Source organism: Geothrix sp. 21YS21S-2 (genome assembly GCF_030846775.1).
Taxonomy (GTDB): domain Bacteria; phylum Acidobacteriota; class Holophagae; order Holophagales; family Holophagaceae; genus Mesoterricola.
Map to the genome: position 1 here is coordinate 1,576,702 of NZ_CP132910.1, position 14,271 is coordinate 1,590,972.

11 protein-coding genes and 1 tRNA gene are annotated in these 14,271 nt (G+C 70.2%); 3 read left to right on the forward strand and 9 right to left on the reverse strand.

Features of this window, described 5'->3' with window-relative positions:
• Positions 1 to 11: 11 nt before the first annotated feature.
• From RAH40_RS07180 to RAH40_RS07210, 7 genes are all read right to left on the reverse strand, one after another.
• A complete protein-coding gene (locus RAH40_RS07180; protein ID WP_306601411.1) occupies positions 12 to 1,190 on the reverse strand; it encodes a PilW family protein in 1,179 nt (392 codons plus the stop codon).
• Positions 1,177 to 1,719 carry a prepilin-type N-terminal cleavage/methylation domain-containing protein gene (locus RAH40_RS07185; protein ID WP_306601412.1) on the reverse strand — a complete coding sequence of 181 codons (543 nt, stop codon included), beginning with the start codon at positions 1,717 to 1,719 and terminating at the stop codon, positions 1,177 to 1,179. Before RAH40_RS07185 ends, RAH40_RS07180 begins: the two co-directional genes overlap by 14 nt.
• Positions 1,701 to 2,396 (reverse strand): Tfp pilus assembly protein FimT/FimU, encoded by a 696-nt coding sequence (locus RAH40_RS07190; RefSeq protein WP_306601413.1) that lies wholly within the window; start codon positions 2,394 to 2,396, stop codon positions 1,701 to 1,703. Before RAH40_RS07190 ends, RAH40_RS07185 begins: the two co-directional genes overlap by 19 nt.
• Before the next feature lie 277 nt (positions 2,397 to 2,673).
• Entirely contained in the window at positions 2,674 to 3,372 is a 699-nt protein-coding gene (locus tag RAH40_RS07195; RefSeq protein ID WP_306601414.1) for a hypothetical protein, read from the reverse strand.
• Positions 3,369 to 4,742, reverse strand: a complete 1,374-nt coding sequence (locus RAH40_RS07200) for a sigma-54 dependent transcriptional regulator (RefSeq protein WP_306601415.1) — start codon at positions 4,740 to 4,742, stop codon at positions 3,369 to 3,371. Before RAH40_RS07200 ends, RAH40_RS07195 begins: the two co-directional genes overlap by 4 nt.
• The gene (locus RAH40_RS07205) at positions 4,739 to 6,484 is read right to left on the reverse strand and encodes a CHASE2 domain-containing protein (protein ID WP_306602288.1); all 1,746 of its coding nucleotides are present in this window, start codon (positions 6,482 to 6,484) and stop codon (positions 4,739 to 4,741) included. The genes RAH40_RS07200 and RAH40_RS07205 overlap by 4 nt, the downstream gene beginning before the upstream one ends.
• Before the next feature lie 36 nt (positions 6,485 to 6,520).
• Complete coding sequence (locus RAH40_RS07210) at positions 6,521 to 7,294, reverse strand: hypothetical protein (protein ID WP_306601416.1); 774 nt, start codon at positions 7,292 to 7,294, stop codon at positions 6,521 to 6,523.
• Positions 7,295 to 7,605: 311 nt separating this feature from the next.
• Between RAH40_RS07210 and RAH40_RS07215 the strand changes: the two genes are divergently transcribed.
• Positions 7,606 to 11,109: a hybrid sensor histidine kinase/response regulator gene (locus RAH40_RS07215; RefSeq protein ID WP_306602289.1), complete on the forward strand. Its 3,504-nt coding sequence runs from the start codon at positions 7,606 to 7,608 to the stop codon at positions 11,107 to 11,109.
• Positions 11,110 to 11,460: 351 nt separating this feature from the next.
• Positions 11,461 to 12,351: a hypothetical protein gene (locus RAH40_RS07220; protein WP_306601417.1), complete on the forward strand. Its 891-nt coding sequence runs from the start codon at positions 11,461 to 11,463 to the stop codon at positions 12,349 to 12,351.
• A gap of 37 nt (positions 12,352 to 12,388) precedes the next feature.
• Here the strand turns inward: RAH40_RS07220 and RAH40_RS07225 are convergent.
• Positions 12,389 to 12,465: transfer RNA gene (locus RAH40_RS07225), tRNA-Lys, on the reverse strand.
• 130 nt (positions 12,466 to 12,595) lie between these two features.
• Here RAH40_RS07225 and RAH40_RS07230 point away from each other — a divergent pair.
• A complete protein-coding gene (locus tag RAH40_RS07230) occupies positions 12,596 to 13,321 on the forward strand; it encodes a metallophosphoesterase (RefSeq protein WP_306601418.1) in 726 nt (241 codons plus the stop codon).
• Here the strand turns inward: RAH40_RS07230 and RAH40_RS07235 are convergent.
• On the reverse strand, positions 13,318 to 14,238 hold the full coding sequence (locus RAH40_RS07235) for a DUF1186 domain-containing protein (protein WP_306601419.1): 921 nt from the start codon (positions 14,236 to 14,238) through the stop codon (positions 13,318 to 13,320). The two genes, RAH40_RS07230 and RAH40_RS07235, sit on opposite strands and share 4 nt — an antisense overlap.
• Between the last annotated feature and the right edge of the window lie 33 nt (positions 14,239 to 14,271).

A 14,271-nucleotide genomic window follows, 5' to 3' on the forward strand; every position in this document is an offset into this window, starting at 1 on the left:
TCAGCATCTCCTCAAGGGGCGCCGAGCCCGAAATTCCGGGGGGACAGCATGATGGTTTCCCGCCGCGTGCGGTAGGCGACGGGGCTCGCCGCCCCGGCCCGCGCGTAGTCGGTGCGCTGGACCTCCGAGCGGGTGGTGACGTTGAGCTGGATGAGCACGGGCGCGTAGTTCATCCAGAAGGGATCGGCCAGGCTGGTTCCGCCCGCGGCCAGCTTGGTCAGGGGGCTGGCGCTGGCGGCGAGGGCCTGGTTCAGGGCCGTGCGGATGGAGGTCCAGGCGTCCCCGGCCCCGCCTGCGCGCAGCCAGGTCCTGCCTGCGTCCAGGCTCCAGTCCACCGTGAAGCCCACGACGTTCTCCAGGAGGATCTGCTCCTGGGCGGGCGCCACGACGGCGGCGGTGCCCGGCGCGAAGATGGCGCCGGCGTTGCCCGCGAGGGGCTGCGACTGGCGCACGAGGCAGGGCACCACGGCCGCGGGGTCGGCGGGATTCAGGTTCCGGGGCACCACGGTGTAGCGCACCACCTGGAGGGGACGGAAGACGCTGATCTGGGCCCCGGGCAGGTGGGGCTTCTGCACCAGGGCATGCACCAGGGGGTTGGTGTCATTGCCGTAGGCGTCGACCAGATTCTCCTGGGCGCCCACGATGTTGACCGTGAAGCCCACGGCGCCTCCGGGGTTGGGTGCGGCGCCCACCTGGAACACTTCCCAGTTGGAGTCCTGGACGAACAGGATGTCGCCGGCCTGGATGATGTTTCCACCGTAGGACATGTTGACCTGCAGGGAGGCGTCGCCCAGGGCGCAGCCCGCGGCCAGGGTGCCCCGGGCGTTCAGCGGAAGATCGAGGACGATCTGGAGCTCGTCCACGGCGGCGGTTCCGCCGGGGGGCACGTAGCCCGTGGACTGCATGAGCATGGGGGGCTGGGACGCGGCGCTGGTGGGATCGATCTCGGCGACGACGCGCTTGTAGTAGAGGTGCCCCGCGGCCAGGACCTCCTCCTGGAGCTGCACCAGGCCCTGGCGCGACTTGCGCTGGACGTTCATGGTCTCCATGCCGCTGACCATCACCGAGGTGGACCCGGCGAAGAGTCTGACCATGCCGGCCATGAGGATGCCCATGAAGACCATGGCCACGGCCATCTCGACGAGGGAGAAGCCGCGCCTGGAGGCGAGGGGGAGATCAGATCCGGACATTGCGCCCCACCGAGAAGTATTTGGAGGCGCTGGCCGTGGCGCCCCCGCTGGTACGGACGAGTTCCTGCCACTGGACGTTGACGACGAAGTTGGCCACGGCGTTCTTCTGGCCGGCCAGGACCCCCGCGTCCCGCTGCCAGGAGAGGGTGAAGATCCGGTTCGGGCTGTTGGCGGCGACGGCCGTCCCGGTGATGTCGAAGAAGAGGTTCTCGGCCGCGGAGGAGGCGTGGGCGGTGTAGAGGACGGGATCGATGTAGCGGTAGCCCCCGGTGGTCACGGCGCCCGTGGGGCTCTGCATGCGCTCGCCTGAGCTCAAGATGCCCTCCGCGGTGACCGCGTCCATGAAGTTGTGCGCCAGGAGGATGGCGGTTCCGCGCTCCCGCCCCGCGGTGGCCGAGGCGAGGGAGGCCCCCTGGAGGGTCAGCAGTCCCAGGAGGCCGATGGCCATGATGAAGGCCACCATCAGCATCTCCACCATGCTGAATCCGGCCTCGTGGCGGGGAGGCGGCATCAGTCCAGGCGTTTCCATTTCAGCTCCGGGGGGGTGTCGAGTTGGCTGTCCGCCTTGTAGAAGGCGAGGGTCATTCCCTGTTCGTTCACCAGGACCACGCCGTAGGGCACGCCCTGACGGTTGGCGCTGGCGCCGGTCACGCCGATCCAGCCGCCCCCCACCAGGGTGGCGGCGGATCCGCCGGAGGCGGCCACCGACTGGAGGTTGCCGGTGGCGTTGAACCCGAACAGCCGGGAGGAGGAACCCAGCGGGGCGTTCCAGAAGGCGGTGCCGCCCATGAAGGTCGTCATGGCCGCGACGTCGCCCGGGGGCGCCACTTCATTCGCCGCCAGGGGGAGGCTCAGCCCCACCTTGGCGTACCGGCGCCAGGAGGCGTCCAGGGCGGTGGTGAGGCGAGGGGTGGTCTCCAGCTGGAGGTAGCCGGGGCTGGCGGGGTCAAGGCTCTGGATGGCGACGTACTGGACGGTGCCCGTCGTGAAATCGGGCCTCATGACCACCGTCTGCCCGGTGGATAGCGCGAGGCTCCGGGCCTGGAGCACCATGCCTCGCACGTCCTGCAGGCCATGCTGGACCGCCCGGGGCGTCCTCGGGGCGAAGCTGGAGGCCGTGGCGATGGCGAGGATGGCGACGATGGCCAGGACCACGAGCAGTTCCGTCAGGGAAAACCCCGATTCTCTGGATGGCTGGGTCCGCATTCGGGGTGTCCTCTCGTACTCGGGGAAGGTGTCGGGGCTTGGAAACAGATGGCGCTCAATGAAATGCCGATCACCTGCCCGAGACCACCTTGATGTTCTCCATGGACCCTGATTTCAGGCGGGGGGGCTTGGCATTCCAAGACCTGGACCTTCGGTTTGCACTTTTTCAATCAATAAGCGTGCCACGGCCTCCCGGAAGGATTCCCGGCCGTTCCCCGGCCGCCTTCGCGTCATTTCGACCCGTTCTCGACCCCGCCGCGGGTCCGATCGACTCGCCTTATTTGGTCTTGGGACCGCCGGGCGTCGGGTGCGGCTTGCCCTGCCCCACCACCGCCGGCACGCGGGCCCCGGGGGCCAGGACGGTGTCCGGGCGCCCGCCCTGGCTCCAGGCCTTGTGCAGGTAGCCCTGGCCGTGGACGACCTCCACCTTCGGCGTTTCAGCCGGGCTGAACGTGGACATTTCGCCCGCCTTCACCTGGAACGGCATGCCCTGGTGCCCCTTGGCCAGGACCTCGACCACGCCCTCGAAGACGGTCAGGGTGGTCCGGCCCGCCCAGTCCACCTCCACCCCGTATGTCGTCCCCCGGACCGCCAGCAGGGCGCCGGGTACGGCGATCTTCCGCTCCTGCGGGCCTCCGGTAAGGGCCTTGAAAAAGCACATGATGCGTCCCTGATCCAGGGTCAGCAGCACCCCCGGCTCCCCCCCCGCGAGCTTGACGTGCGTGCTGGCGAGGATTTCGAACCGGGCGCCGCGGGAGGGAACGGCCAGGACCGTGCGGCCCCACCAGCCGGTGCGCACCGCATCCCCCGGGGGGGCGGTGTCTCCCTGGGCCGCCTTGCGTTCCTTGGTCCTGTCCCCTCCGGGCCAGCGCTGGACGGAGGGCTTGACCTCCTCGAACTGGTACAGGAGAACGTCCGGCTGCGGCACGGGCGCCTGGAGAAGATTCAACAGCAGCGGGGCCATCAGCCAATTCATGATTCATCTCCATCCGGCAGGTCCACGCCGTACGCATCGACCGGCTTGAGCTTGCGGGCGAGGGTCTTCCGTTCGATGCCGAGGATCCGGGCGGCCTCGGTCTTGTTCCCCCGCTCATGGGCGAGCACGGCGAGGAGGTACATCCGCTCCATCTCCTCCAGGGACACGAAGGGCGCCTGGAACGCGGCGGGCGACAGGGCCGTCCCGGCCCCCTGCCCCTCCAGGCCTCCGAGGATGCGCCGCACGGTGTCGGGGTCGTCCAGGGAGCCGCACTCGATGAGCGCGCGGCGGACCACGTGGCCCAGTTCGCGCACGTTGCCCGGCCAGGGGTGCGCCGCCAGGAGCGCCAGCACGTCCCGGGAAAGCGCCCCGATCCCCGGCAGCCCCAGCTCGCCCAGGAACCGCGACTGGAAGTGCGCGATCAGCGCGGGCAGGTCCGAAAGCCGGTCCCGGAGGGGCGGGACCCGGATCTCGTAACCCGCGAGGCGGTAGTAGAGGTCCTCCCGGAAGGCGCCGCTGGCCACCATGGCCTTCAGGTCCCGGTAGGTGGCGGTCACCACCCGCACCTCCACGGGTTCCGGGCGTTCCGCCCCGAGGGGCTGGATGACGCCGTCCTCGAGGAACCGCAGCAGCTTGACCTGGAAGACGGGGGAGATCTCGCCGATCTCGTCCAGGAAGACGGTCCCGCCGTTCGCCAGGGCCAGGGCGCCCTGGCGGTCCCGGTGGGCGTCCGTGAAGGCCCCCCTCCGGTGGCCGAAAAGCTCGCTTTCAATGAGCGTGTCGGGGAGGGCGCCGCAGTGGACGGGCACGAAGGGCCCCTCGGGGTGCCTGCCGAAGCTGTGGAGGGCCCGGGCCACCAGCTCCTTCCCCGTGCCGGTCTCCCCGAAGATCATGACCGGGACGTGCATGGGCGCGACCCGGCCGGCGGCCTTGTAGACCTCCACGATGGAAGGATGCGAGCCGATGATGACGCTCGCAGGACCGCTTTCGACGGCCGGAACCTCGGGCGCCCGCTGCCGGAGCGCGGCCCGCACGCATCCGATCATGTCCTGGAGATCGAACGGCTTGGCCAGGTAGTCCGCGACCCCCTCCTTCAGGGCCTGGGCGGCGGTCTCGATGGAGCCCCTGGCCGTGATGATGATGACGGGCGGGGGATCCGGCAGTTCCCGGACCTCCCTCAGCAGGTCCATCCCGCTCCCGTCCGGCAGGTAGATGTCGGCGAGCACCGCATCCGGCCGCCGGTCCCGGATGGCGCGCCGGGCCGCCGCCAGATTCTCGGCCCGGGCCACCCGGTAGCCGGTCTTCTCCAGGGCGAGGGCCGCCATCTCACGGATCGCCAGGTCGTCGTCCACCACGAGAACCCACGTCATTCCGCCCTCCGGACCAGCGGGAGTCTAACACGGAACACACTGCCGTCCCCCGGGCCCTCCAGGACCCCGACCTCGCCGCGGTGCCAGGCGACCACCTCCGCCACCAGGGCGAGACCCAGGCCCAGGCCCTGCGCCATCCCCTGGGCGCTGCCCCGGGCGAACCGCCCGAAGATTCGCTCCCGCTCCCCGGGGGGGATGCCGGGCCCGCGGTCGGCGACCTCCAGGACGGCCCAGCCCTCCGCCTCCCGGAGGGCGACGGCCACCGGGGCCCCCTCCGGGGAGAACTTGACCGCGTTGGCGACGAGGTTCTCCAGGACCCGGTCCAGGAGGGCCGGGTCTCCCAGCACCCCCAGGCCGGCGGCCAGGTCCGCGGTGATCGCCCGCGAGGTGCCGGCGCGGAGGAAGTCCACCCGCTTTCCCCACAGGGCGGAGAGGTCCAGGGGCCGGGCGTCCCGGTGGAAATCCCGCAGGCCCAGGCGTTCCAGGTCAAGGAGGTCATCCACCATCCGGGCGAGCCGTGAGGTTTCGGACACCACCATCCCGGCGACGCGGTTCCGTTCCTCCACCGAAAGGTTGAACTGGGCCAGGAGCTGGGCCAGCCCCTTCATGGATGTCAGGGGGGTCTTGAGCTCGTGGGCCACCCTCCGGCGGGCCTCGGCATCCTGGGTCCGCAGCGCCGCCTGGGCGGCCTGGAGGCGCTCCAGTTCCTCGATCCGGGACCGTGCGTCGCCCTCGGCCCGCCCCGCCCGCCGCACCCGCGCCAATCCCGCCAGGATGACCAGGGGCAGCAGCATCGCCAGGGGAGCCAGTTCGACCTTGAGGAAGGCCTGGGCCGCCAGGGCGAACAAGGGCGGGGCCAGAAGGACGGCGGGGGCGAGGGCGCGGCGGACCCGGCCCGGAGCCTCCGTCAGGAAGGCCCCCAGGAGGGCGAGGCCGAAGGCCAGCAGCGCGTCCACGAGGGGCGGAGCCTCCCGCATCAGGTCCCCGGACAGGATGGCCTCGGCCGCCACCGCCTCCACCAGCACCCCGGGATCCGGGGAGCCGTCCCTGGAAAGGGGCGAGACGAACCGGTCCCCGACGCCCGCGGCGCTTATGCCGATGAAGACGATCCGCTGCCGGAGGGCCTCCGCCGGACGACCCGCGAGCACCGTGGCGGCGTCCACCGCGGGGACCGGCCAGGTGCGGTAGCCGGGCCGGAGGGTCACGGCCACGGGCACCGGCCGGCGCGGATCGCCGAGGCGCGCGGCCGCGACAGAGAGCGCGGGGAGGACCCGTCCACCCCGCTCCTTGGTGGAGGAGAACCGGCGCACCACCCCGTCCCGGTCCAGGTCGTAGCTCACATGTCCCACCGCGGCCCCCCGCAGGGCCCGGTTCGGAAGCACCCACTCGCCCGAATCGTCCATGCCGGCGGCGAGCAGGGACGGCCCCCGCTCCAGGGCGCGCGCCAGCAGGGCGTCTCCCGCCCTCTCCTCCGGCAGCAGCAGATCGATCACGACGCCCTTGGCCCCCGCGTCGAACACCCCCTGGACCAGGGCGGCCAGCCGCGCCCGGTCCCAGGGCCAGCTGCCGCCCGCGCGGAGGGCCTCCTCGTCGATGAGCACGACCGCGACCTTGGCGGCCGGCTTGGAGGGGAGACGGCGCAGCAGGGCATCGCGGAGGAGCAGCTCGGCCGGATCCACGATCCCCGCCAGGCGCAGACCGAGGGTGACGGCAAAGACCAGCGCGGGCCAGAGCGGTTTCAGGGCAGGGCCTCCTCTCCAAGGGCGGGCATCGGATCCTCAGGGGCGGTAGGAGAGGGAGAGCCCGAAGCGGGTCCTGGGGGCTCCATCGTTCAGCCCCGCGCCGAAGGAGGCGCCGAGGGCGAAGGGATACCCGAGGCTCTGGTACAGCTCCAACGCGACCTCCCGCGGGGCGGGCATTCCCGGATACTGGGAACCCTGGCCCAGCCACGTGAGGGAGACCTTGGAACGTCTGCCTTCGTAGGAAAGCCCGGCGCCGGCCGTGTAGATGCCTGCGCGGATGGGAGTCCCGGCCGCGTCCTTGCTGGAGGAGCTCTGGATCCAGCCGCCGGACGCCGAGAACTGGATCCGGCCAAACCGCTGGTGGGCCGCCAGGAAGCCGCCCACATCGGTCAGCCCGGTCCCAAGTCCCTTGTCTTTCTTGGCAGTGGGCAGCTTCACGGCCAGGCCCCCGTCCAGGGCCTGGCCGCCGAGGGTCTCGGGCAGGATGCGGCGGAGGCCCCGGACGAGGACGTCCCCCAACCCGGTCGTCCTTATGGTCTTGCCCCCCTCCTGGCTTTCAACCCGCAGGTAGGGGACCGCCACGTTCACGTCGTAGCTGGAGGTGGCCAGGCCTGCCGCGCCGTAGGCCAGGTCCAGGCGGTTGGTGGTGGCGAGGCCGTAGTCCCCCTGCCGGCGCCCGATCCCGGCCTCGAGGTAGCCCGAGGGCGCCTGGGCAGGGAGACCCGCGGACGAGAATGCCGCCACCCAGGCCAACAGGCCCATCCGCGCCCATGCCCCGGCGGAAGGAAGGGATCCGACGCCGTTTCCCACGCAATGCTCCTTGAACAGGGTGATCTGAATCGAGACTCCCATCATGACCAGAACCGGGGTGGGCACCAACCCTTGAAAAAGGGATGGGGTCGGCAGAAGGCATGGATCCGGGGGACTTCCTGCCGGAACGGGGCCGCGGGAGGGGCGCCCGGGACCTCGGCTTCCATGATCCTTCACGGTTCCAGGACTTTGGTTGTATAATATTTGCATTCCAGCTAAATTACAAAAGCTGAAACAATTAGCAGAAGCAAGCTTGCTACGATCGCCCTTCCATGGTCCGGAGCAAGCCTAGGGGGCCTGCCTTGGCAACCATGAACGACCTCTTGCGGCTGACCCTGGCCCTGCTGGTGGGCCTGGGATCGCTGCGGGCTCGCCCGCCGGAGCCCCCCGGCCGCTTGAAGTGGCTGGAATTCGGACTCGAGGACGGCCTTCAGGACCTAAACATTTCAACACTCAGCCAGGACAGGGACGGGTTCGTCTGGGTCGGCACCGAGACGGGCCTGCACCGCTTCGACGGGAAATCCTTCCAGAGCTTTAGGCGTCCGAATGGGCTGCCCAGCAGCGTGGTCCAGGCGGTCCTGGTCCATCCCGACGGGAAGCTCTGGATCGGCACCTTCCGGGGCCTGGCCCGCAGCGAGGGGGACCGGTTCGTTGCCGTGGGCGCCGGCCTGCCCGATCCGGCCCCGTCCATCACGGCCCTGGCCGTCGGACCCGGGGGGCGCCTCCATGTGGGAACCGCCACCGGCCCCTACCGGCAAACCACCGGGGATCATTTCGAAACCATGCCCTCCTGGCCCGGGGGCGCCGTTGCCGCCCTTGCATCCCTGCCCGAAGGAGGGGGGCTGGTCGCCTCCTCCTGGGATGGTCACCGGGCCCGGGTGTTCAGGGCGGAGGGCGGGGCCTGGCAGGAGCTTGCGGGCCCCGCGGGTTTCGGGAAACGGCCCCTGCGTGCGCTCGCGGTGGATGGAACGGGAACGCTCTGGGCCCGTTCGACGGAGGCCCTCTGGTGCCTCAGGCAGGGGAGGTTCGAACCCGCGCCGTTCCCGGTGAAACGAACCAATGGGGGCGTGAGCCTCCACGTGGACGGACGGGGACGGCTCTGGATGCCGGGCAACAGCGAGCTTGTGTGGCTGGACAAGGGGGACGTCCTGAGGATGGGCGTGAAGGAGGGGTGGCCCGGAGGGCTCGGAGCGGCCGTCCTGATGGATCGGGGGGGCGCCCTCTGGGCGGGTGGACGGGGGCTCGGGAGGGTCAAGGGCCGCCGGTTCTGGCGCAGCCATGGCGCCGAGAGCGGCCTGGCGGATCCGTGCGTCTGGAGCCTGATCCGGGACAGGTTCGGGACGATGTTCGCGGGGACCCAGCGGGGACTGGCCCGGCTGGGGCCCGGCGGATGGCAGATGATCCCCGGAACGGAGGACACCCAGGTCCGGTCCGTGGTCCAGGGGCCTGATGGCGCCTTCTATCTGGCGGGCTCGGCCTGGGTGCGGCGGTGGGACCCGGCCACGGGACAGACCGTTAAATTCGGGCCGCAGCAGGGGGTTCGAGCCGATGGCCGCATCTTCCGCCTGGTGTTCGACCGCTCGGGCACGCTGTGGGTGGCGACGGATTCAGGCGGCCTTTTGCGGGGAACCGGCCATGGGAGCCTGTGGGGCTTCACCCCTGAACCGCTGCCTGGCGGCACACCCAGGGAATCCATCGGGGACCTCCACGAGGATGCCGAAGGCCGGCTCTGGGCCGCGGGCGAACATGGCCTGGCCCTCCGCGAAGGCGGCCGATGGCGCCGCTTCACCCGCCAGGACGGCCTGCGCGAGGACGCCCTGGACTTCACGCGGTCCCTTCGCAACGGCGACCTGCTCCTGGCCTACTCCAGCAACCTCGGGGTGGCGCGGGCCCGCTACGACAAGGGGCGGTTCCGCATCCTGAAGCATTTCGACGCGGAGATCGATCCGGCCCTGACGATCTTCCTCCTGGGTGAGGATGTCCACGGCAACCTGTGGGTCGGCTCCGGCGCGGGCGTGCACCTCGTGCATGCCGGTGGAGGCGTGGAGGTGTTCACCTACCGCGACGGACTCGTCAGCGACGGCACCAACAACATGGCCTTCCTCCCGGACCCCAACGGCGACGTGTGGATCGGGACCGTCGACGGCATCGCACGTTTCGTGGCGCGGGCCTACGATGGCCTTCCGCCCCCGCCCGTGCTGCGGACCTATGCCTTCACCCTGGGCCAGGCGTCCTTCCATGAGGTCCCGGACAAGCCCCTCGACGTGCCCTTCCGGAGCAACACGTTCGAGGCCCGTTTCGCCGCCCTCAGCATCCACCACCAGGACGACCTCCATCTGGGGGCCCGGCTCGAGGGGCTGGAGCCGGAATGGCATGCGGCCAAAGGCCGGGAGGCGAGGTACACGGGTTTGGCCCCCGGCCTCTATGCCTTCCAGGTCCGCAGCCAGGCCGGCGGCGGGCCGTGGGTGTATTCAACGCCCATCCGCTTCCGGGTGCTCCCCCCCTGGTGGGGGTCCTGGACGTTCCGGGTGCTGGCGGGCCTCGGCGTGGTGGCGGGCGCCATCGCCTATGCCCGGTGGAGGACCTGGGCGCTGGCCCGGCGGAACGCCCACCTCGAGGAGCGCGTGGAGGAGCGCACCCGGGAGCTGACGGAAGCCAAGGCCACCCTGGAAGAGCGGGTGAAGGAGCGCACCGCGGAACTGCAGGCCTCCCACAGCCAGCTTGTGCAGTCCCAGAAGATGGAAAGTCTCGGCTTCCTGGCCGGGGGCGTCGCCCACGACATGAACAACGTGCTGGGCGCCATCCTGACCCTGGCCTCGGTGAACCTGGAAGTCCATGAAGCGGACAGCGCCACGCACCGGGCCTTCGAGACCATCGTCAAGGCGGCGGAGCGGGGCACCAACGTGGTCAAGGGGCTGCTGAGCTTCGCCCGGGCGGGCGTGGTGGAGAACCGCCTGCTGAACCTGAACGACGTGGTGCGCGAGGAGATCAAGCTGCTGGAGCGCACGACCCTGGTGAAGGTGCGCTTCGAGCTGGACCTGGATCCGGCGCTGCGGCCCATGAAGGGCGACGCCGGCTCCTTCGCCCAGGTGTTCATGAACCTGTGTATCAACGCCATGGACGCCATGCCGGAGAACGGCACCCTGGTGCTTCGGACCCGGAACCTGCCTGAGCAGAGGATCGAGGCCGTGGTGGAGGACAACGGGAGCGGGATGACCCGCGAGGTGCTGGACCGCGCCCTGGATCCCTTCTTCACCACGAAGGGCGTGGGCAAGGGCACCGGCCTGGGCCTGTCCATGGTCTACAGCACGGTCAAGGCCCACCACGGCCAACTGGAACTCCAGAGCGAACCCGGCAGGGGCACCCGGGTGAGGATGACCTTCCCGGCCTGCGCCCCGGCGGCCTCGGCCCCGGTGGACGGGGCGGAACCCCGCGCGGCGGCCGCCGGTCCGGTCCTGGACGTGCTCCTGGTGGAAGACGACGAATTCATGATGAGCACCCTCCAGAATGTCCTGGAGTACCTGGGCCACACGTTCACCGCGGCCGCCTGCGGGGAGGAGGCCCTGGCCCGGCTCGGCGAGGGCTACCGGCCCGACGTGGTGATCCTCGACATGAACATGCCCGGCCTGGGCGGGGCCGGAACCCTGCCCCGCCTGCGCGCCCTCTGCCCGGGGATTCCGGTGCTGCTCGCCACGGGGCGGACCGACCAGGACGCGCTGGATCTCGTCGCCGCCTACGACCAGGTCACGCTTATGGCTAAGCCTTTCGGGATAGAGGAATTGCGATACAACCTGGGGTCGTGCGGAAAGGCGTGAAGGCGCCGGGCCGGCCTCCCCGGGGAGATGGGTCGCGGAGAATGGCCGTCAACCGGGTCGTCCAAGAAGGCACCCCCTGGACGAAGGTCGGCAGGACAGCCGCACGCTTGCGCGAAGAGCCGCTATAGTCGGGTCTGAACAACCGGGAACGGCCTGTCAGGAGGGATGATGTCCTTCAATTTCCGTTTCGATCGAGGGCTGCGGGCATGGGCTTGCGTCCTTCTGAACGTCTTGGCCTTAGCGTTCTCCCACGTTTCCGATGCGGGCCAGCCCGGCCATGCTCCCTACCTGAACCAGCCCGCTCCGGGAAGGACGCCAAAACTGTTCGCGCCCGGCCTCGTGAACACAGGGATGACGACCCGGGACATCACCTTCTCTCCCGACGGAAATGAAGCCTATTTCCGGGTCTCGTCCGAGGGTTTCGTCCACAGCGCCATCGTGGAGGTCCGGCGGACGGCCTCCGGATGGACCGCACCCGAAGTGCCTGAGTTCGCAGCCGATCCACGGTGGAAGACCCTGGAGCCGCACATCAGTCCGGACGGCAAGCGATTCTGGTTCGTGTCGGACCGCCCGGAGGATCCGGAGGCCCAGGCGCCCGCCCCCATGGGGATCTGGGTGATGGAGCGCGGACCCGCAGGGTGGGGAGCGCCCCGGCGCCTCGGGTCCGACATCAACGGTCCCGATGGCAGCTTCTTCCCCACCGCCACCCGCGAGGGCACCTTGTACTTCTGCCGGGATGGAGCGGACGGCAGGGGAAGCATCTGGCGGGCTCGCCGGAGGGGCGGTGGCCTCGAGGCCGCAGAAAGGTTGCCGGACCGTGTCCAGGTCGGCAAGGCCCGCTTCAATCCTTTCATCGCGCCGGACGAGAGTCTGATGATCGTGGCTGCGATGGGCCTCCAGGATTCCGTGGGGGGTCTGGACTACTATGTGCTCTTCCGCAACGCCAAGGACCAGTGGAGCCTGCCCCGGAATCTGGGCCCGATGATCAATCACCCCGGGAACGGCGAGGAAAGCGCCAGCCTCAGCCAGGATGGCACGTACCTCTTCTTCGCCTCGGCCCGGGGCGGGAAGGAGTCGTTCGCCCGGGGCGAGAAGATCACCCTCCGGCGCCTGCAGGACCTGGACCGCCGTCCGGGCGAGAACGGAAGGATGGCCATCTACTGGGTGGAAGCGAGCTTCCTTGACGAACTGAAGAAGGCGGCGGTGTTCCCGATCGGGACAGGAGCAGGGCAACAACAGTAAGGCCCACCTTGTGGGTGGGCCTAAGTGCTGTTCCGACTGGTGGTCCCTCAGGGACTCGAACCCTGGACCCTCTGATTAAGAGTCAGATGCTCTAACCAGCTGAGCTAAGGAACCGACTCGGAAGTTCTAGTTTACCCGCCATGGTGCGGAACGCAAGGAAAATTCAAACGGGAAAAGCGCCCTGGCAGTGCGGGCGGGCGAGGATCCGGAGGCAACCGGGGGCGGGACCCGCTAAGCTTTTTCCATGCGCGTCGCTCTGGTTTCTGACATCCATGGGAACCTGCCGGCCCTCGAGGCGGTGGTCCGGGACCTGGAAGGACGCGGGGTGGACCGGGTGGTGAACCTGGGGGACTCCGTTTCGGGGCCGCTGTTGCCGCTGGAGACGGCGCGGTTCCTCATGGGGACGGGGTGGCTGCACCTGGCGGGGAACCACGAGCGGCAGGTGCTCGAAGGGGGGGCGATGGGCGCGTCCGACGCCTATGCCCACGGCAGGCTGGGCGAGGCCGAGTTCGCCTGGCTGCGGAGCCTGCCGGGCACCGGGCGGCTGGGGGAGGCGGTGTTCCTCTGCCACGGGACCCCGGCGTCGGACCTGGTGTACTTCCTGGAGACCGTGGACGGCGGCGGGATCCGGCCGGCGACGGCGGAGGAGGTGGAAGGGAGGCTGGGCTCCGTCGCGGCCCCGGTCATCGCCTGCGGGCATTCCCACACGCCGCGGGTGGCGCGAACGGCGCGGGGGCAGCTCATCGTGAACCCCGGCAGCGTGGGGCTGCAGGCCTTCCACGTGGACGAACCCTACCGCCACTCGGTGGTCAACGGGAGCCCGGAGGCGCGGTACGCGCTGCTGGAGCCGGCCGGGGACGTCTGGGAGGCGCGGCTGCTGAAGGTGGAATACGACGCGGCGCCCATGGCGAGGCTGGCGGCGCTCCGGGGGCGCCCGGACTGGGAGAGGGCCCTGCTGACGGGGTATTAGGGCTTCCCGCAGCAGCGCTTGTATTTCTTCCCGCTGCCGCAGGGGCACGGGGCGTTGAGCGCGGGGGTCGCGGCGTCGCGCGGGTAGCCCTGGCGGGCGATGATCGACTGCAGGGCCTCGGGCGCGAAGGTGGGCAGGTCCTCCACGGGCTCGTCCTCGAATGCGTTGCCGTCGCCGGGCCAGTGGAGTTCCTCCAGGGAGAGCAGGGCGTCCTCGACCAGGTGGTGGGTCAGCAGGAAGCGGCGGCGCTGGTGGGCGTTGTGCTTCGTGAGCGCCTCCTCCAGCTCGCCTTCGTCCACCAGTTCCCGGTCCACCCGCCCCCGGGCGCAGGCGTCCTGGAGGCGCGGGAGGAAGGGGGCGAAGCCCGCGGTCTCCAGGGCGATGACGAGGAAGGCCCAGGCGGTGGGATCCTCGGCGGGGCCCCGGGCCTCGAAGGCGCTGAGAAGGGCGTCGAAGCTCCGCATGAGCCGTTCCTCGGGCAGGTGCCCCTGGAAGGACTGCACCAGGAGGGCGTCCATGGCTGCGCCGCGCACGTAGGGGTCCAGGTCCACGTCGCCGGCGGCGGCCTCCAGCACCTCGGGGGCTCCCAGGCACAGCGACGCGAGGAGGGAGGGCACGCCTTCCGTGAGCAGGTCGCCCAGGAGGGCGTCCTGCTGTTCGGCAGGCAGGCGGAGCATGGCCATGAGCGGGGCCAGGGCCCGGGGCTCCCGGAACTGGGCGAGGAGGTAGAGGGCGTAGAGGTGGGCGTTGGAACCCGCGGCGTCCATGTAGTCCATGGGGTCGGCGGCGGCCTCCTCCAGGATCGTCAGGAGGCCGGGGATGACGGCCGCGGGCTGGTCCATGGCCTCCAGGAGCGCGGCCTCGGGGAGGCCGTCGTAGGGGAGTTCAAGCTCGGCGAGGATGTCCGACGGTGTCATGGCAGGCGCTCCAGTCCCTGCCATGGTAGCGGG